This is a genomic window from Neobacillus sp. DY30, assembly GCF_030123065.1.
Lineage (GTDB): Bacteria > Bacillota > Bacilli > Bacillales > Cytobacillaceae > Neobacillus.
In genome coordinates this window covers 2,008,006-2,028,411 of the sequence record NZ_CP126093.1, presented here as the reverse complement: position 1 = coordinate 2,028,411, position 20,406 = coordinate 2,008,006, and the positions used below count along the sequence as shown (strand labels likewise).

The window sequence follows — 20,406 nt, the reverse complement described above, 5'->3', positions numbered from 1 at the left end:
AATCTATTAGTGATTGACTACCTTCACTTGAAATTCATATTGTTTAAACCAGTCTTCAATCCGCCTCATATCGGTTTCGGTCATGTTTGGATCTCCAGTGATTTGGTATTCATTACCGAGTTGATTGTACTTATTGACCCCAAATTTGTGATACGGCAAAAGGTCAAGCCCTTTGAAATTTTTATTATCCTTATAGGGCAGTAAAAATTGAATGACTTGATCAATTTCTTCCTTGCTGTCGTTGTAGCCTTTCAGCAGAGGCATCCGAATTTGCACATTATACCTGCGCTTCAGCAGTTCGCTCAGGTTGTTTAATATCCGCTCGTTGCGCACGCCAGTTAATTCGAAATGCCGCTCGGAATCCATATGCTTGATATCGTAAAGGAATAAGTCTGTAAACTCAGCAACTTGAAGGACCGATTCCAGCTTTGCATAGCCGCTTGTTTCTATGGCGGTATTAATCCCTTCTTTCTTGCAAGCCATCAGAAGATTTACGGCAGCCTCAGGCTGCATCAGTACTTCACCGCCGCCAAGGGTGATGCCGCCGCCGGATAATTCATAAAATGTCCTGTCCTCTTCGACGATTTCCAGCAGTTCTGAAATCGTTTTTGCTTCTCCGGCTATCGATAACGACGATTCCGGACAAACACCGATACATTTGCGGCAGCCAGTACAATCGATATCGCGGGATATCTTAAGCTTTCCTTTTGATAGATTAAGCATGCCAACCGGGCAGACAGGAACACAGGCGCCGCAATCTGTACATAAGCTTTGTTTTAACATGACTTGAAATTTCCGTTCTAAACCTTCAGGATTGGCACACCACTTACAGCGCAATGGGCACCCTTTAAAAAACACAATGGTTCTTACTCCTGGTCCATCGAACATGTTATATTTCTGTACGTTAAAAATGAGTGCTTTTCTCTCAATCAAACCTGTCATACCCTTAATCTCCTTACGTAACTTTTCTGATACCAAAACACATGGCTGCGGGCAGGCAACAGGAAAATCTTAATTTAAAAATTTACAAATGATTCAGCATTGTTCTACTGATGATTTCGTCCTGAACATCCTTGCAAAGCTCAACGAAGAAGGCACTGTAACCTGCCACACGGACAATTAGGTCACGGTAGCGTTCCGGATGTTTCTGTGCTTCAATCAAGGTCTCGTTATCGAGGTAGTTGAATTGCATCTCACCATTACCTAGTACGGAGGCTGTACGCAATAGGGTAATAATTCCTTCTTCACCCTCAGGTGTATCGAGCAAACCAGACATTAGCTTGAAGTTATGAACCATACCGATGTTCATGTTGTCATTGGCCATTTTTGAAATTGACTTAATAATTGCCGTCGGCCCCTTGACATCAGAGCCCTGCGACGGGCTGATTCCATCAGATAATGGCAGCCAGGCATGACGTCCATTGGCGGATGCACCTGTCATTTGTCCAAATGGAGTGTTGTTGGAAATCGACAATGTACCATGGCTCAAAACGGAATATAATGTCTTGTACTTGCGGTGTTCCATTTCGGTAAAATTCACTAAATCTGAAGCGATTAAATCGGCATAATCATCGTCATTGCCATACTTCGGAGCATTCAAGCAGTCCGTACGTATCCGTTCATAACCTGCAAAGTCGGCATTTAATGCTTCATTCAACTGCTCAAGTGTGTATTTCTTCTCATCAAATACCAATTTTTTAATTGCAGCCATGGAGTCTGTATACGTGGCCAATCCAGACCAGACAACTCCTGGACCGAAGTTGTACATCGCACCGCCAGCAGAAACATCAAGGCCTTTTTCCATACAGCCTTCATACATGATTGACATAAGTGGTTTTGGTGCCAATTCTTTGTGAATACGCTGGGAAATGACGGTAGCGACAGCAGACCATTTTGTAATATATTTAATTTGCTCTTTCACGGCATTTTCAAAATTTTCGTATGTTTTAAATTGGCTCAAGCTTCCCAAGTCCGGGGTCACCTGCTTGCCGTACCAGAGCGGAACTCCATGGTTCAGCACCAACTCAATACAGATTGGCCATTGTGTATAAGCAGTGGAGGTCCACTGATAAAGGCGGCCAGATTTCTGTGGTTCTACACACCCCATCAAACAGTAGTCCCTTGCATCTTCTATAGAAACCCCTTTTGCCAGCATCATCTTGATATGGGCATCATCGAAATGGCATGCTGGGAATCCCATACCGGAACGTATAACTTCAACAATTTTCTTCAAATACTTTTGTGGTGATCGGTTATGAATCCGTGCCGCCAATGATGGCTGATAAATTTTCACGTGACGAACCGCATCCATCAATAAGTAGGTCAAGTCATTGGTTGCGTCACGGCCATCTCGGGTTACACCGCCGACACACATATTGACAAATGGCTGGTATCCTGCGAAGAACTTAGAACCGCCTTCACTTGTTACCCACATCATTTCTGACATTTTGATTAACATACATCCTGCTAATTCAAATGCCTCAAAGTCGGTCATGCGGCCAGATTCTTTGTCTGCTTTATAATATGGGTACATATACTGATCTACGCGGCCGATTGACATACCTGTCTGATTTTCTTCGACAACAAGCAAGGACTCAATCGTCCATACTGCTTGAATGGCTTCCCAGAAGGTTTGCGGCTTATGGGCAGGTACTCTGGCATTCACCTCTGAAATCTTTAGTAATTCTGCCTTGCGCTTTGGATTCGTTTCCTTGGCTGCAAGTTCAGCAGCGTACTGAGATAAACGCTTGGCATAGATCATAACGCCTTCTGTCGTATCAATGACAGATTTATAGAAATAGATTTTTTCAATATTATCTGGATTTTGATATTCCAGCTTTTCTAGGTGATCCTTTGCCTCCTGCTGGATATCGAGCATCCCCTTCTTCATCAGGATGACATCGTATCCCGGATTGGAGTCACCGCCGCCATTCAGCGCATGGTAGGAACAATCGGAAACGTAGGATTCACCCGAAAGCTCCCAAAGACCAGCTTCGCGGTATTGGTCTTCGCAATACTCATCAACGGATTTCCCTTTCCAGAAAGGGAACAATTCCTCGCGCATAATCCGTTTATCTTCTTCAGAAATATAGAAAGGATCCTGCGGACGTGTATCGATCGTGTCAATTTCTTGCTCCATCCATCTCCATGCTATATCAGGAGAAAATGCACCTGCACGCGGTGCTCCGTTTGGTGCTCCAACAATTAGCTCATTGTCCTGAATAACGAGAGGTGCTGTTTCACAACAATAACGGAAACATTTTGCACGCAGCATAATCTTTGGCATGCCTGGGTTTTCCTTCGCAATCTTTGTGATTGCCCTGGCTCGATGTGTAGTAATAGTCGGAACATGTTTCAAATAATTTTCTTTTAAGGCTGCTAAACGCTCCGTCATCCCATTTGGAATCCCACCGTCATGACTGCTGTGGTCAGATGTAAGTTCTTCCTGACCCATATTTTTTGAGACACCTTCAAACAATTTAATTAGTGATGCCCGCTCCGCTTCAGACATATTTTTGGTCGCTTGGGCTAATTTAACTGAAAAGTCACGTATATCTAACATTCCTACCTCTCCTTCTTTGAAATCTAAATACATGATTCTCTCAAAATCTATTACTCTATAAACTCCCTTGAAGCACATTTTTTAATATTTGCTGGAGCATCTGCAATTCTTCTGGGTTATACTCCGAAGTTTGCGACATATTTCCCAATGAAGGATTTCCCCCCATCAAAGCACCAATGCTCATCTCTTCCGGCCTTCTCACTCCATAACCAACCTTTCTGATATAAATCAGATTCATCGGTGAGACATTATCAGTTGTAATGCCAACACCCGCCGATCCGCTGCCAAGGGTCATGGCCGGGAATAAATTCGTTGTAATCCCCATGCTCCCAAAAGTTGAACCCGTATTTACAAGCACCCTGCCTACCGGCTTTTTTAAAGCAAACTGGCGAATGACTTCTTCATCTGATGAATGAATGACAAGCGTATGCCCATCCTTTTCGCTAATTAATAATTCAATACACTTTTCACAAGCATTGATCCAGTCGTCTTCTATATAGTAGGCGAACACCGGACAAAGCATTTCTTTCGTGAACGGATTTTCATCTGAAACATATTTTTGCTCTGAAACAAGTACCTTCACACTATCCGGTACAGAAAACCCGGAGCGACTAGCCAATTGTGATGCGGTTTTGCCCACCATTTCAGGATCAACACAGCCATTTGCTTGAAAAAGATGGCTGCTGAGCTTTTGCGATTCTTCTGATGTCATAAAATAAGCACCATTAACCTGAAACTCACGTTTTACTTCGGATGCTATGCAGCTATCGACGACAACAGAATGCTCTGCGGCAGAGACAACACCGTTATCAAATGTTTTGCTGGCAATGATGTCCATTACTGCCTGCTTGACGTCAGCCGTACGTTCGATAAATGCTGGTCCATTGCCGTTTCCGCCGTAAATTACGGGCTTCCCGGACTTATTTATTTCTTTCAACAGACCAAGTACACCGGTATTGATAATCAAGGAAGTACCAGGATGATTCATTAACTCTAATGTTCCACTTGGCGTTACGGTGTGCAGATAGGAAAGTGCCCCTTCCGGCAAACCAGCTGCCTCAGCTGTCTGAATCATCATATCCAGCGCTTTTCCAACCGTTTTCCTTGCTCTTGGATGCGGCGAAAAGATGATGGCATTACCGGACTTTATCGCAATTAACGTTTTATATATAGTAGTAGAAACCGGACTGGTGGCAAGACTAAGAGCAATTACAACACCAATTGGAACTCCGATATCCATCGTGTTATTGTGCTGATCTCGGCTAATGACACCTACACAGGTCATTCCTTTAAGCTTCTCCGGCAAATATTCGGAAACGAAGCGGTTTTTTATGTACTTATCCTGCCAATTACCGTAATCAGTTTCTTCACTGGACATTATTGCAAGCTCTTTTGCATGTTGCCGAATCTCTTCTGCAATTAATCCAACAATTTCATCAAGTTTCTTCTGTGGAAAAGCAGCAAGTTTTTTTTGTGCTTCGCGGGCATTTTCCACTAGGATTCGCGCTTCTTGGATGGAGAGCAAATCGTTATCAATAATTTTCATTTCTGACTCTCCTTTTCATTTCAGCCACATTTTCAACCAAGCAACTTATCAATGGAATAACGTGCTATGATTTTTTCAATATCTTGATGGGGTCTAGCTATTACTACAGAGCTATATACCTGGACTCCAAGATTTTCTACTGCTTGTACACCGGTTTCTACCGCGGTTTTACAAGCTCCCACATCTCCGCGGACCAGAACGGAAATGTAACCTGACGCCACGTTTTCGAAGCCTATCAATTCCACATCTGCTGCTTTACACATCGCATCTGCTGCCTCTAACACATAGACAATCCCAAATGTTTCAATTAATCCTAATGCTTCGTATCTATTCATTTAGGTAGTCCCCTAACCTTATTTATTTATCAATGTCATATAATGAAACGATGTCACCAACACTCCTAATCGGGCGTGGCATCACATTGTGAGCCGTTAATTTGCCGATTGCCGCAGCAGCGGCAGCTCCCGCTTCTACAGCTGTCCTAACAGCAGCCACATCACCCTTTACCATGATGGTAACGAGCGTTGAGCCGACATTTTCATATGATATCAATTCCACATTAGCTGCTTTCAGCATTTTATCTGCTGCCTCAATTGCCGGCACCATACCAACTGTCTCCACAAGTCCTAATGCTTCATCACCTTGATACCTCATCGTATTCCCCCCAAGGTTGATCAGTCTTTAATGTATTTGTTAATGGTGCTTGCACCATCTTCATGAGCTTGATAGTAAATTCTTAAGACGCCGTCTGGGTCTAAATCAAATCTTGTTTCTTCAATAAGACCATTGGCTTCGGCCGTCATGAGTGCGGAAATTATATCTTTTCTATTAAGGGCCTTGAATTTTCCGTATTTACTTTTTAGCGCTTCAATCACGTCTTCTGCACAAGCTTCATTCACTCGTGTAAAGTGTTTTAAAATAGCATAGTTAAGTGGGTTCAAGATCATTCTCCTCCATATAAAATTACTCTATTAGCTAGCAATTTTTTGATCATTATGCCTGTTCCCTTTTTTGAATAGATCGAGTGGATTCATGGCGATCAATAAGATACCAAATACCATTACCACGGCCGCAATCCAGGCAATAGGTGGAATTGACCAGCCATCCATGCCGAAGATAACACCAAGGACGATCCAGCAGCAGAATGGACCCCAGAACGAATATGTTCCATTACAAGCCATACCTAGAGCGGCACCACACATACTGTTTCCTCGATACCAGCACATATAAGAAATCCAGGCACAAAAACCTCCGATTGCTATCCAAATCATCGCTGGCCCACTTGAAAATGCCTGAATAGCAAGATCAGCTGAAAGTCCGATATCACCAGCAAGCAATCCAAAAATAGGGATTAGAATAATTAAGTTGGAAAGACCTGAAATGACTTGACGGATCGTAATGCTGATTTCATAGTCAATCATCGATGTACCATAGCCGGCAACACAGCCTTCAAAGCCCCAGCCCAGAGCCGCTATGAATGCAATTAAAATCCCAAGTAACATACCTTTTGGCGCATCGCCGCCAATGCTTGTGCTGCCAATCATGAAGCTGGCAATAACACAAATGGCGATCCCTAACATCATTCGTTTGTTTAATTGCTGTTTGTAAAGCAGTCTGCCTAGAATCGCACCAATGGCCGGACAAAGTGCCGTAATTGGAATAACGATGGATCCCGCCATTTGAAGACCGACAACATAAGCAGTACTAGAGATTGGTCCTCCGACTAAAGCTGCTAAAATCATCACACGTCCAGGTTTTGTCTTAAGTGTCCGAAAGAAATCTCCCATTTTTCCTTTTACACCGACATTAAGTAAGGCCCAACCCGCGCTCGTGGTATCATTAACCGCACTGCCCAGAGCACCAAGCAAATAGGTGATCACAAAGGCTGATAGGACCGTTTCAGCGCCATACCAGTCAGCCCAAACGCCCTTCGACATTCCTAATGTCAGGAATGCGGAATAGAAACCATACATCAAACCTGAGAATAAAGCGATTACAATTCCCTTTTTGAAAAATTGTGAGGCTACCTTCTGCTTAGCAGCAAGGGCTAATGAATTTGAATGAGTAGATCCTGCCACAGCGTTCATACGCAAAACTCCTTCGTAAAAATAATTTTCACCTTAAATAAATTGCATCTTCATCATAATTGATAAGAGCGCTTAATCATGGCATCTAGGAAAGGTTTTACTGGATAATTTCCATCTGTTGTTTTTATTGGATTGTACAATCGTTATTTATTTGCATAAAAACATCGTCCGCAAATTCGTCATAAATCTTGTAAAATATCCATAAAAAAAGAGAATGTTCTATAAGGAAGGGTTAGACCCTTTTGGAACATCCTCTTTCATTTAGATTATTTAATTTTTCACTATGCTGGAGATGGAATAATCAGATAAATGGCTAATTGCTACCATATTCTTTCGAAACCGTTCGTACCTAAAATAGCAATAGTCAAGAAAATCATCGCCATTGTAATGCCGGATGAGTGCCCATACAGTCCAAAGCAAATCTTGTGCCAGCATGAAGCCTTTTATTTTTGCTATTTCCTCCCGTTTTGGGTAATGGTCGTAATAGTCCGTGAGAAAATCTTTTATTGATTCGTCGTCTAGTTTGGATTCAAGAATATAGGCAGCAACATCCCATGCCGGGTCATTCATCCCAGAATATTCCCAGTCAATCAGATAGGCTTCATCCTTGTCATTTATCACAAAATTCTCCGGTACTGGATCATTATGGCAGGGTTGAGATATCGTTTGTATAATATTTTGACCCAAAAAATTAAGCAGGTTCCTCTTGAGAGCATGATAATCATAGAAAAAATCGCCGTTAAGCTCTTTCACAATCTGCTCATATTTTGTTAGTTCAGTTTTCCAATCAAAGACATTAGGAAAATGTCTTTTACTCAAATGAGTTTTTTTCAACAAACTTGAGACAGCTCTTAAATTTCCATTCTTACAGGGATTGGCAAGCGCAACGTTTTGACTATTCTTTATATAGGCACTGATTTTAATCCCGCTATTTTCATCAAAATAAACACATTCTGAATTAAGACCAAGTTCCGAAGCAATCCGGTTGTTGACCTTTTCAATACTTCGATCAATCATTTGGTTAGTCATTCCGCCCGGCTGCCTGATAATATATTCTGATCCTTTGATGTTCATAATGTAATTATAATTAGTAAGTCCGCCGGCAAAACGGGATTTGTCGAAGATAAGATAGTCATCATCAAAAATGCTGCGAAGCTTGCTCTGTACTAAATCTTCTATATTCATATATTATTCCACCAGTGCACATTAAGATTGTTAGTAAAAGTATAATTTCATAAAAATGGGAGGTCAATCAACCTCTGTGAATAAAATAGTAATATTACCTTTAAATATAGCGATTGTTCAAGAAAAAAAGAATTAGTACCATTTAAGTTATAAATAGGCTGCGATAATACTATATTATCTGGCGAATCTTCAATCTGCCGGTTCGGTTCCATGATATTCTTAACATGGATTATTGTTAAAAAGCTCATGAATGGGGGTACCGACCATAGAAGACCAGTTTATTCTCAAAACCAAAGTATACTTTAATCGGGATTCGCTGAAATTTTTAAAGCAAGTTAAAGGGTCACGGGCATTTATTGTTTCCGATTCTATTATGGAATCGCTGGGATACCTGCAACAGGTTGTAGATTACTTGCATGATGCTGGAATCAGCTCCCACATTTTCACAGGGGTCCGCCCTGATCCCGATGTTTCGTTAATTGCCGATGGGCTGAAGCTTTACAGAGAAAGTGGTGCAGATGTTCTTGTTGCCATCGGCGGCGGCTCAGCCATTGATTCAGCCAAAGGAATCCTTTATTTTGCCTGGCAATTCGCCGCTGTTGAGGGGGCAGAAATTAACAAACCTCTCTTTATCGCAATCCCTTCGACTAGCGGCACCGGATCTGAAGTAACCGACTTTTCCGTCATTACTTCAAATGGCGAAAAGATTGTAGTGATTGATGAATTTATAGCACCAGACATTGCCATCCTTGATTCTACCTGTATCCAGCATGTCCCGCAGCATGTGGTCGCAGATACAGGAATTGATGTTTTAGTTCATGCCATCGAGGCCTATGTTTCTACCAAGGCAACTCATTTTTCCGATGCCCTTGCCGAAAAGGCTATCAAACTGATTTTTGAAAATCTCGAAACACTCTACAAGGACCCGAAAAATGATTTTGCCCGTGATTGTGTGCTGAATGCCTCATGTTTAGCAGGAATGGCGTTTACCAATACCGGTCTTGGTATTAATCACAGCCTTGCCCATGCCTTTGGCGGTACTTTTCACATTTCTCATGGCCGCTCGAACGCACTATTGCTGAATCAGGTGATGGAATACAATGCCGATTTAAACGGTCCCTTAGGTGAATATGCTGCCAGTCGCTATGCAAAACTTGCTGTGATACTGCAGCTCCCAGCCAGAACAAAACGTGAGGGTGCAGTAAATTTCATGCAAGCTATAAAGCGCCTGAAAAAGTCCCTTGGAATTGAGGATAAAATCAGGTACCTCGGCATTGATCAGACTGAGTTTGCAAACGCATTGGAGCATTTGGCGGAGACAGCGTTACTTGACCGCTGCACCCCGACAAATCCTAGGCAGCCTGCTAAGGAAGATTTAAAGGTTATTTTTGAAAAATGCTATTAAAAATATCCCCCACTGTCGCTTTTACAGTGGGGAGCTTTTTAACCATTCACCTTTTCCCCACGAGAGGAATCCTATTGATTTAAAGCGTGGATGTTTTTTCGATAATTTTGAGGTGTCATGTTCATTTTGGCGCAGAAAACTCTATTAAAATAAGATGGGTCCGAGAAGCCGCATTCAATGGAAATCCGGTAAGCCTGGTAATTGGTTGTTTCAAGCAGTCTGCAGGCATATTGTATTCTCAGTTGAATGATATATTCAGTGAACGCGATACCCATTTCTTTTTTAAAAACATGACTGAAATATTTTGGATTCACAAATACTTTGGCGGCCACCATTTCCAAAGTTAATTTTTCTCGAAAATATGTCCCAATATATTTAATTGCTTCTTCGATAAAATGAGAGTGCTCATTATAGGTTTCCTTGATAACTACTTCCGGCTTATCCCGGCCGGCTCCTTGCTTGATATCCGAAACCGCTTTCAACATTTTGCCGAGTATCTCTAAGACTGTAATAGGTTTGACCGGTTTTAAAAGATATTCAAAAACTCTTAGACTGATGGCTTTTTGTGCATAGGAAAAATCGGAATAAGCAGATAGAATGCTTATGCACGAGTGAGGCAAGAATTTTCTAATCTCTTGAGCCACACTTAAACCATCCATATCAGGAATCATCAAATCCATAAAAATAACATTGGGACGGTACTGCTTGGCCAGCTTGACAGCCTCGTTTCCGCTGTCTGCAGTCAGCAAAATATCCTCGGGTTGAAGTTCGTCACGTACAATCATTGTCAGGAACTCCCGTTCAAGCATTTCATCTTCTACAATCAAGACAACGTTCATTCTACGGCCTCCCGGTCATCTGGTTGGGAATCTTGATAGCGACTGTACTCCCGCTAAAATCAGATTTTATAATCTCTAAGCCGTAACATTCACCATAATTTTGTTTTAGGCGCCTGTCAGTGCTTCGGAACCCCAGACCCGATTTATTTTCAGATTGTTTGATTTTTTCGATGGCCTCTCTGCAGAAACCATTTCCATTATCTGCAACTGTAATAATAACTGCCTTTTCAGTTTCTTTGGTAATGATATGTATTTTTCCTCCATCACGTCTCGGTGTGATACCGTGAATTAAGGCGTTCTCAACAATAGGCTGAATGACCATATTCGGAATTCTGTAAGCCCTAATATTCTCAGGAACATCGATTGTATACTCCAGCCGATTTTTAAATCGTGCCTTTTGGATGTAAAGATATTTCTCAATGTTATCGATTTCAGAACCAATAGTGTGAAGTTGATCATCCTGCTTTAAATTGTACCGCAGCAAATCGGACAGGCAGTAGATCAGTTCCTCTGTTTTATGAGAATGTTCAAAATAGGCGATCCGGGCAATACAGTTCAAGGTATTAAACAAAAAATGTGGATTGACCACCAGCGACATGTTTTTCGCTTCTAAGTCTATAATCTTTTTCTCCAGCATTTCCTTTTCAATAGATAATCTGGTTATTGCGGATTCTGTATGGTTCTTGGTGCTTTCGGTCAGGTCAATGCTGATATTCTTCGCAATATGGCTGCATATTTGCTCATGGATCTTCATTTTATTTTCATCAACGGTTTTCAATGATGCAATGGACTTGGCAATGAATTCCAACTCTGTTTTTATTTCTTCCTTAAGAGACTGGATATCAATCATATATTTTTGGTATTCTGTATCCTGCGAATAAACCTTCATTCCGGAAACAAAACCTACAGTTTCGTCATTCTTTTTAATCGGTATAAAGATATTATGCAAGCCATAATGGCATATAAACCTTCCCTTCTCCCCCTTATCCGGGTTAAAACGGCTGTTGTAGTCTGGGCAAACCTTCTGATCTCCTTGCTTTTTACATACAAACCTGCAAAAATCGGGAGCAGGAATTAGCTCATGCATAACATGGCCATTTGTATCGACCAATACTAAAGGAATATCTGACAGGGATAAAATTCCACTATAGCGGGCATATAAATTGGAAGCAATTAATTCATTGAGAGGATTTTCGGTTGTTTTCATCCTATTAGTACACCTTCCACTGTGTATTGAATTCGATATTTTTAGAAAAACTGAGATTAGTCATTGATATAAGAATATCAATTTTATTATACATACTTCATGTTCGCATTTTTGTTTTAAATAAGAATATTTTGTGTATACCTCTACATTTTTTTCGAGTATCTGCTAAGGAATTTGTTTTATTGGTATAGAAGGAAAAAAATAAGAAGAGGGCAAATTACCCCTCTTCTTATTGGTGTTAATCCATATAGCGATATTCTCTCAGACTATTCAAAATCGAGATTTCCTGCAATAATTTCTCTCCAACATTTGTTTCTTTAACCTTTTTTCTCTTTAACTCTTCATCTACCACTCTTTTAATGGATAAAACATCTGTCCCGTTAAGTAAAACATCTTCTTTTGAATTAAAATGCTTATGGGCGACCAGTTGCATACCGAAGGAATTATATAGTAACGTATAACCTGCTATTCCTGTTGTTGATTGATAAGCTTTGGAGAAACCACCATCGATTACGATCATCTTGCCATTTGCTTTAATTGGATCTTCTCCCTCAATTTCTTTAACTGGTGTATGACCATTGATAATGTGACCTTGGTCAGGATTCAGATCAAACTCTGTTAGGATTTTACGGCAAATTTCCTCATTTTCACGTAAATAGTAGTATGGGTTCTTTCCCTCTTTATGAGTCGCCTTGTCCTTAATAAAGTACCTCTCAAAAGTGGTCATCTCTCTTTTTCCAAAGAGTGATGAATATTCTCCCGACCATAAATACCAGACCATATCGGTCGCAAGATCATCTGTGACTTCAGGGTGGGTAAAGGCATGACGTAAATACCGTTCAAAAACATCAAGTAACTCCCGGCCTGAATAGGTATTATTTTCAATAACCATTTTTTCCATATTTCCTTTTTCATCTAAAGGAATACAGCCATGTATTAATAGGTTCCCGTTATATTTTAAATAGAGACTCCCTTTTTTCATCAGGAAATTCATATGTCTGGCAAGCTTTTCTGAATGCTGGACTGAAAATAATAATCTTTCCATGACCTGCTTTTCTTCTTCCAATAATTGATCAGGCTGCTCTGGATTTACCGTTGCAAAACACGTATTCTCTAGAGGATAGGTTTGTCCATAAATTGTTATTTCGTTCTTGTCATAATCGATTTTCTCGAGTAGAAGCCTTTCTGACATATTAAAATACGGGCGTCTCTTTATAATAGGCATTTCAAGTTTGAACTGAATCATCGCAATGGCTTGATGAATTTTCGTTATTTGTAATATTTCATGATCAGACTGCTTCTTATCTGAATGTACCTTAGGTCTGAAAGCCGGATTGTCCTGATAGTATTTCTCGGCAAGGTTCAAGAGAGGCCTAAGATTGATTCCATATACATCTTCAATTATATCAAGATTGTCATATCTTGCGCAGATACGAATAATATTAGCCAGACAAACCATTGAACCAGCAAAAGCACCTATCCAGAGTACATCATGGTTTCCCCACTGAATGTCAACGGAATGGTAATTAATCAAAGTATCCATGATTTTATCAGGTTCTGGTCCACGATCATAAATATCCCCCACTACATGGAGATGGTCGACCACCAATCTTTGGGTGGTATACGCAAGCCCTGTTATGAGTTTATCAGCCTGTCCTAAGGAGATAATCTGCTCGACTATTTCTTTATAATATTGCTCCTTATTTTCAGATTGGTTCGTTTTGTAAAGCAGCTCTTCTATAACAAACACAAACTGATTCGGCAATGCTTTTCGTAATTTCGACCGTGTATATTTCGAGGAAGCGTGAGAGATAAGCCTGATCATCCGCTCAATGATTACGATATACCATTGGTTTAATTCTTGTTCATTGCTGAAATGACTTTTCATTAATTTTAATTTTTCTTCAGGATAATAAACTAATGTGGCAAAATCATTTATTTCTTTTTCAAATAAAACGTCTTGAAACAAGTCTCTGATTCTCTTTTTTACATTCCCTGAACCATTTCTTAATACATGTTGAAAAGCTTGATACTCCCCATGTAAATCGCTGACAAAATGTTCGGTCCCTTTTGGGAGATTAAGAATGGCTTCCAGTTTAATAATTTCAGTTACCACTTTTTCTTCGCAATCATATTTTTGGAGGAGTAAATCTAGATAATTTGAGTTCAAAGGTATGTATCCCCTTTCAAAATTCGCCATTTATTACCTATGTAATAGTTTGAGATTAATTATGTATTATATCAGAAAAGACAAATAATAGTTATTGTAATATTTAGAAATTGAAAGAATAAAATGGCCCGGAGAAAATTTTTCCTCGGGCAATCCAACATTAAAGCTAACTATGACGCATTTTCAAACTGACTATTGTAAAGCTCAGCATAAAAACCATTTCTCTGAAGTAATTCCTCGTGATTTCCGCTTTCGATAATGTCTCCATTTTTCATTACAAGAATTAAATCAGCATTTTTAATGGTAGAAAGTCTGTGGGCAATCACAAATGAAGTTTTGCCGACTGTCAGTTTATCCATGGCTTTCTGGATCAATACTTCTGTACGGGTATCCACCGAACTAGTTGCCTCATCTAAAATAAGTAATGGTTTATGCTCAATCATTGCTCTAGCGATGGTAATGAGCTGTTTTTGGCCAGAGGAAAGATTTGCTTTATCATCGAGTATCGTATCATAGCCTTTTGGCAGTGTTTTAATAAAATGGTGAAGCCCCACTGCTTTACAGGCCTCTTCAATTTCCTCATCACTTACTCCCTGTCTGGAATAGACAATATTCTCACGAATCGTACCTTCAAACAACCACGTGTCCTGAAGAACCATACTAAACAGGTTATGAATGTTTTCCCTCGTGAGGTTATGTGTTGGTACACCGTCAATCAAAATTTCCCCGCCATTTACTTCATAGAATCGCATCAGCAGGTTGACCAACGTTGTTTTACCAGCACCAGTAGGACCAACAATTGCCACTTTTTGACCTGATTTTGCAATAGCGGAAAAGTTATTGATGACCATTTTATCTTCGCTATAGCCAAAACGAACATTTTTAAACTCTACATCCCCAATGACAGTTTCAAGTCTTTCCTGTTTTTCGCTCTCGTCAGCAATCTCTTCTTCAGCGAGGAATTCGAATACACGTTCACTTGCTGCAGCAGTGGACTGCAGGTTGGTAGCCGCCTGGGCGATTTGTGTAAGAGGCTGCGTAAACAGTCGGATATAAATCATAAAGGCTACAATTACACCAAATGAAATGACATCATTTACTGCAAGAACGGCACCAACGATACTTACGACCACATAACCAAAATTACCAACAAACATCATCAATGGCATCATCAGCCCTGACATAAATTGAGATTTCCATGCGCTATCATAAAGTCTTGTGTTGATTTCATGAAAGGTTTCCTTCGCATTTTTTTCTCCATTATAAACCTTCACAACATGGTGGCCAGAATAGATTTCCTCAATATGGCCATTTAGTTTACCAAGCTCTTTTTGCTGCTGCGCAAAGTACTTTTGTGACTTTGAGATAATGAATGTCATCAAAGCAAAGCCAATGAAAGTAGATAGTATGGCTGAAATTGCCATAATCCAGTTTGTATAAAACATCATGATCAAAGAGCCGAGGAACATGGTCACTGCCGAAACGAGTGCACCTAAGCTTTGGTTCATCGTCTGTCCAATCATATCAACATCGTTTGTTATCCGACTTAAAACATCTCCGGTACTGGTTGAGTCAAAATATTTTAACGGCAAACGATTAATTTTTGTTGAAATATCTTTGCGTAAATTCTTAGACACTCGCTGTGTAACGGTGGCCATAATGTAACCTTGAATATAATTAAACAAAGCACCTAAGCCATATAAAAAAGCAAGAATTGCTCCGACATTCACTACTGCGTCAAGATCGATGCTGGTCATCATTCCTTCCGTAATCAAATCGGTAATCTGATTCAGGAACTCTGGTCCAATGATGTTGAAAATGGCCCCTGCCATTGCCAGTAACAAGGCTATGATAATTAGCGGCAAAAAAACTTTGCAATAAGATATCAGCTGCCTAAACGTTTTCTTAAAATCCTTTGGTTTTGCGACTGGTCCACGGGGGCCGCCTCCATGCGGCGGGCCTGGTGGTGTCATTCTATTCTGTTCCTGACGATTTTCAGCCAATTTCAAGCTCCTCCTTTGACAACTGAGAATAGGCAATTTCTTGGTAAACTTCACAATTCTTCAAGAGCTCATGGTGGGTGCCAATTCCAACCACTTCACCATCATCAAGTACAACAATTCGATCTGCATCCTTAATGGTACCAATCCGTTGTGCAACAATTAATGTAGTTGCATCTTGCGTTTCTTTTTTTAGAACAGACCGTAACGTTCTATCTGTCTTATAATCTAGTGCGGAAAATGAATCATCAAAAATATAGATTTCTGGCTGTCTATATACCGCACGGGCAATGGACAGTCTTTGCTTCTGTCCGCCAGAGATATTGGTACCACCTTGAGCTATGGAAGCCTCATACTGATTTTCCATTTTCTCAACAAATTCCGTACCTTGTGCTATTTCCACCGCCTTTTTAATGGCATGGTCCTTTGCTGAACTCTTACGACTTTCACCATAAGCTACATTGGAAGAAACGGTACCGCTGAACAATACAGCTTTTTGGGATACATAACCAAGTTTATTACGTAATGCCTCTTGCTGATAATTTTTTACATTCAGACCATCAATCAATACTTCCCCTTCCGTTGCATCAAAATAGCGGGGAATGAGGTTAAGCAGTGTACTCTTCCCACTGCCGGTGGAGCCGATAAATGCCACTGTTTCTCCTTTGTGTGCAGTAAAGCTAACATTTCGAAGTATATAATCTGAAGCATCTGGATATTTAAAACTCACATTCCGGAATTCAACCTCGCCTGAGTAGTCCTTCTTTCCTTCTTTCTCTGTCCCATCCATGATGGTTGCCTCCGTATCGAGCACTTCATTAATTCGTCTTGCAGAAACAGATGCCCTAGGCAGCATGATAAATACGAAGCTAAGCATCATAAATGCCATTATTACCTGCATGGCATAAGAAGAGAAAACGACCATATCTGAAAATAGAGATAAACGATTCGGTAGTGACGCATTATTAATTAAGTAGGCACCAATCCAATAGATAGCTAGACTCATACCTGACATAATAATGCCCATTGTCGGCATAATAATGGCCATGGTCCGGCTGGTAAAAAGATTCGTCTTGGTCAGTTCATCGTTTGCTTTTTCAAATTTCGCTTCCTGATACTTTTCGGCATTGTAGGCATGAACCACCCTGATACCTGATAAGTTTTCCCTTGAAACACGATTCAAGTTATCTGTTAAACTCTGAATCACCTTAAATTTTGGCATCGCAACAAAAATAAGAATCGTTAACATGACAATTAGGATAGCAACGGCGATCCCGGTAGTGGCCGTCCACTGCCAGCTTTTTCCCATAATCTTTAAGATTGCCCACACTGCTAAAATAGGTGCTTTAATTACTACCTGCAGTCCCATTGCAATCAGCATTTGAATCTGTGTGATATCATTTGTGGAGCGTGTAATCAAACTAGGAGTTGAAAAGCCATTGATTTCTTCCATTGAAAAAGACATGGTCTTCTCAAATACCATCGCACGGAGCCGAACAGAAAAACCAGCGGCGACTTTGGCGGCAAAGAATCCGACAATCATTGCCGCAACCATGCTGCCAACAGCACATAAAATCATATACCCGCCATTTAGGAGAACATCGCTCATCTTACTTCCTTCCGTCTGTACCAGCACGGTGACTTCGCGCATATAGTCAGGCAGCTTTAAATCGAGATACACCTGAGTCACAATGAAAATTAAACTGCATATGATTAGCAGCCAATCCTTTTTCTGAAGATATTTAAAAATTTTCAGCACGTTAAAAACCCCTCCTAAGGATTCATTCAGAACAAACCTAATAGTGTTAGATAATTTTCAAAAATAATGCATCCTCTCCATGAGTCTGCATTATCAACATTCATCTTCGGTTGCGAATTCTGTAATCCGTTTTAAAATACGAACAAACTCCTTCGCATCTTTTTCTCCTAGTTTTTGCAGTGTAGTCTCGAGCATAGATAATGCCTCTTCATATTCTTCCATAACAAAACTATGTCCAGCATCTGTGATGGTCACGATGACAATACGTTTGTCACGCTCATCCCTATTTCGTTCAATAAATCCTTTTTTGGATAAACTGTTAAGGGCAGATGCTACACGAGGGGTACTGAGAAACAGTTTTTCACTAATTTCACCAGAAGTGACGCCTTTTTTCCAATAAGCAAGGTATCCTAATATCCTCTTTTCTCCATGAGAAAGATCATCAACTTTTTTTTGAAAAGGCATTTTAGGGTTTTTCGTCATGTTATTTATAACTTCTTTTGCTAACTCTCTGTAATCCATTATATTGCACCTTTCAAATTATCTAATACTATTAGATAATATATGATGCGGAGAGTAAAATGTCAAGTTCTTTGGTTCCAGATATTTGGAATGCTGTTAATTTTCCGAACATCAAAAAGCCTTGATCTTTCAAGGCTCACTTTCTTATTTCTTTTTGATAAGCTAAAGGTGTTACACCAGTAAATTTCTTAAATGCCCTGCTAAAATAAGCAGGGTTGTTTTTAAATCCTATTTTTTCTGCTACATCGCATACCTTTAAATCGTTCGTTTCAGCGATAAGCTCCATCGCCTTATTCATGCGATATTGCATTAAGTAATCAGTAAAAGTTTGCCCGGTTTCTTTTTTAAATTGCTTTCCTAAATAGTCCTTATTCATAAAGATTATTTCTTGAGCAAGATACTTTAAAGTTAAATCAGGATTACTTATTTGTTTATCAATCTCTTCAATAATTTGATTTATAATCATACTATACTGTTTGGTATTGTCTTTTGGGTAAACTTTGTCTAGATCATTAGTAATGTTAATTAAATCTGTTTTGATAAAGTCTATATTATCCGTTTGAAAAATAACTAATAGAGCACCAGACTGATAATAAAAGAGTTCAGAATTATCCAGTCCAGAAGCCTTTATTGGATTGTGATTTAACAAATAACTAATCTGATTCATATATTCCCCCTATTACGCTTATGGTGAAAAAAGAGACCACGACAGAAGGACCTGAATAAAATAACAGGTAATCCGTGTGAGTCTCCATTTCTCCGTCACATATTATTAACTTGATTAATATAATAATAGGATATAAGTACGATTAAGCAGCTACATAGCCCCAAATAGTTTAGGAACAAACAAGGTAATGGCTGGAACATACGTTACGAGCAGTAACGTGACAATTAAACCGGCAATGAAAATTAATAATGGTCTCGTTACGGTCTCAATGCTAACTCCCCCAACACTGCATCCGACAAATAAACTGCTTCCGGATGGCGGACTCACGATACCGATACAGAGGTTAAAAACCAAAACAATTCCAAAATGAACAGGATCCATGCCTATTTGAGTTACAATTGGCAAAAAGATAGGGGTAAAAATCAGGATTGCTGGTGTTATATCCATTACGGTGCCGACTAATAACAATACAACATTAATGATTAATAGAATAACAATAGGGTTATCTGAAATGGATAATACAGCTTGGCTAATCGCAGCTGGTATACCGCTAAACGCCATTACCCAGGACATGATCGATGAAGCCGCAACCAGAAATAACACAATTCCTGTCATAACAACTGTTTCTCTCAAAATCTTTGGAACATCGGACCACTTTAAGGTTTTATAAATGATAGAAAGAATGACGGAATATAAAACAGCTACGGCAGAACCTTCTGTTGCAGTAAAGACTCCTGCTACAATTCCCCCGATTACGATCACGATGAGCAGTAAGCTTGGAATGGCTTCAATAACAACTTTTGCACCCTCAGAAAAACTCGGTTTTTTTGCTACTGGATAATTCTCTTTTTTAGCAATATAGTAGGCAATAGCCATAATTGTTAGTCCCATTAGGATTCCCGGTACATATCCCGCTAAAAATAATGCGGCAATTGAAGTACCTCCGCTGACCATCGAATAAATAATAAATGCTCCGCTCGGAGGAATCAATAAACCTGCAGGAGAGGAGGCAATATTTACCGCTGCAGAATACGCTTTATTATACCCTTCTTTTTCCTGAAGCGGAGCCATAGTACCACCGATGGCAGCCGCTGCCGCAACTGCGGATCCTGAAATCGATCCAAACAGCATGTTCCCTACGACATTCGTATGAGCTAGTGATCCAGGAAGACTGCCGCCCATCAATTTTGCCAAGTTGACAAGACGCAGTGCGATTCCCCCGTTATTCATAATAATTCCTGACAAAATAAAAAAGATAACGGCCAAAAGGGAAAAACTGTCGATCCCACTAACCATTTTTTGAGCTGCCGTAAAAATGGCAACGTCAAACGGTACAATCATTAGCGCAGCAATAAAAGAGGCTATCCCTGTGGCTACAGAAATTGGTACCCCCATTGCCATTAAAATAATAAAACTAATTACCAGCACTAAACCTGTTTCAATCGCACCCATGAAAA

At 40.0% G+C, this 20,406-nt stretch carries 17 protein-coding genes; 1 reads left to right on the top strand and 16 read right to left on the bottom strand.

Annotated features, from left to right (window positions below; all coding sequences use genetic code 11):
• Window positions 1-6: 6 nt before the first annotated feature.
• The 8 genes from cutD to QNH29_RS09850 all read right to left on the bottom strand — a co-directional run bounded on the left by cutD (window position 7) and on the right by QNH29_RS09850 (window position 8,380).
• Window positions 7-942 (bottom strand): choline TMA-lyase-activating enzyme, encoded by a 936-nt coding sequence (cutD, locus tag QNH29_RS09885; RefSeq protein WP_283864618.1) that lies wholly within the window; start codon window positions 940-942, stop codon window positions 7-9.
• Between the two features lie 82 nt (window positions 943-1,024).
• Entirely contained in the window at window positions 1,025-3,562 is a 2,538-nt protein-coding gene (gene cutC / locus QNH29_RS09880) for a choline trimethylamine-lyase (RefSeq protein ID WP_283864617.1), read from the bottom strand.
• Window positions 3,563-3,617: 55 nt separating this feature from the next.
• Entirely contained in the window at window positions 3,618-5,108 is a 1,491-nt protein-coding gene (locus tag QNH29_RS09875; protein ID WP_283864616.1) for an aldehyde dehydrogenase family protein, read from the bottom strand.
• Window positions 5,109-5,140: 32 nt separating this feature from the next.
• The gene (locus QNH29_RS09870) at window positions 5,141-5,443 is read right to left on the bottom strand and encodes a BMC domain-containing protein (protein ID WP_283864615.1); all 303 of its coding nucleotides are present in this window, start codon (window positions 5,441-5,443) and stop codon (window positions 5,141-5,143) included.
• A gap of 22 nt (window positions 5,444-5,465) precedes the next feature.
• Window positions 5,466-5,762 carry a BMC domain-containing protein gene (locus QNH29_RS09865; protein ID WP_283864614.1) on the bottom strand — a complete coding sequence of 99 codons (297 nt, stop codon included), beginning with the start codon at window positions 5,760-5,762 and terminating at the stop codon, window positions 5,466-5,468.
• A 20-nt stretch (window positions 5,763-5,782) separates the two neighbouring features.
• Window positions 5,783-6,049, bottom strand: a complete 267-nt coding sequence (locus QNH29_RS09860) for a hypothetical protein (RefSeq protein ID WP_283864613.1) — start codon at window positions 6,047-6,049, stop codon at window positions 5,783-5,785.
• Window positions 6,050-6,079: 30 nt separating this feature from the next.
• Window positions 6,080-7,195: an EamA family transporter gene (locus QNH29_RS09855; RefSeq protein WP_283864612.1), complete on the bottom strand. Its 1,116-nt coding sequence runs from the start codon at window positions 7,193-7,195 to the stop codon at window positions 6,080-6,082.
• 270 nt (window positions 7,196-7,465) lie between these two features.
• Complete coding sequence (locus QNH29_RS09850; protein ID WP_283864611.1) at window positions 7,466-8,380, bottom strand: choline kinase family protein; 915 nt, start codon at window positions 8,378-8,380, stop codon at window positions 7,466-7,468.
• A gap of 250 nt (window positions 8,381-8,630) precedes the next feature.
• Here QNH29_RS09850 and QNH29_RS09845 point away from each other — a divergent pair, with 250 nt between their 5' ends.
• Window positions 8,631-9,785, top strand: coding sequence for a 1-propanol dehydrogenase PduQ (locus QNH29_RS09845; RefSeq protein ID WP_283864610.1), 1,155 nt, complete (start codon window positions 8,631-8,633; stop codon window positions 9,783-9,785).
• Between the two features lie 71 nt (window positions 9,786-9,856).
• Here QNH29_RS09845 and QNH29_RS09840 read toward each other — a convergent pair whose 3' ends face one another.
• The 8 genes from QNH29_RS09840 to QNH29_RS09805 form a co-directional block, all read right to left on the bottom strand.
• On the bottom strand, window positions 9,857-10,624 hold the full coding sequence (locus QNH29_RS09840; protein ID WP_283864609.1) for a response regulator transcription factor: 768 nt from the start codon (window positions 10,622-10,624) through the stop codon (window positions 9,857-9,859).
• Between the two features lies 1 nt (window position 10,625).
• Window positions 10,626-11,831, bottom strand: a complete 1,206-nt coding sequence (locus QNH29_RS09835) for a sensor histidine kinase (protein WP_283864608.1) — start codon at window positions 11,829-11,831, stop codon at window positions 10,626-10,628.
• Between the two features lie 238 nt (window positions 11,832-12,069).
• Complete coding sequence (gene fbp, locus QNH29_RS09830) at window positions 12,070-14,001, bottom strand: fructose-1,6-bisphosphatase (RefSeq protein WP_283864607.1); 1,932 nt, start codon at window positions 13,999-14,001, stop codon at window positions 12,070-12,072.
• Between the two features lie 170 nt (window positions 14,002-14,171).
• A complete protein-coding gene (locus QNH29_RS09825; protein ID WP_283865580.1) occupies window positions 14,172-15,974 on the bottom strand; it encodes an ABC transporter ATP-binding protein in 1,803 nt (600 codons plus the stop codon).
• A 22-nt stretch (window positions 15,975-15,996) separates the two neighbouring features.
• Window positions 15,997-17,760 (bottom strand): ABC transporter ATP-binding protein, encoded by a 1,764-nt coding sequence (locus QNH29_RS09820; RefSeq protein ID WP_283864606.1) that lies wholly within the window; start codon window positions 17,758-17,760, stop codon window positions 15,997-15,999.
• A 93-nt stretch (window positions 17,761-17,853) separates the two neighbouring features.
• Window positions 17,854-18,282 carry a MarR family winged helix-turn-helix transcriptional regulator gene (locus QNH29_RS09815; RefSeq protein ID WP_283864605.1) on the bottom strand — a complete coding sequence of 143 codons (429 nt, stop codon included), beginning with the start codon at window positions 18,280-18,282 and terminating at the stop codon, window positions 17,854-17,856.
• Between the two features lie 136 nt (window positions 18,283-18,418).
• Window positions 18,419-18,949 carry a helix-turn-helix domain-containing protein gene (locus tag QNH29_RS09810; protein ID WP_283864604.1) on the bottom strand — a complete coding sequence of 177 codons (531 nt, stop codon included), beginning with the start codon at window positions 18,947-18,949 and terminating at the stop codon, window positions 18,419-18,421.
• Window positions 18,950-19,099: 150 nt separating this feature from the next.
• Window positions 19,100-20,401, bottom strand: a complete 1,302-nt coding sequence (locus tag QNH29_RS09805; RefSeq protein WP_283864603.1) for a TRAP transporter large permease — start codon at window positions 20,399-20,401, stop codon at window positions 19,100-19,102.
• Window positions 20,402-20,406 lie beyond the last annotated feature (5 nt).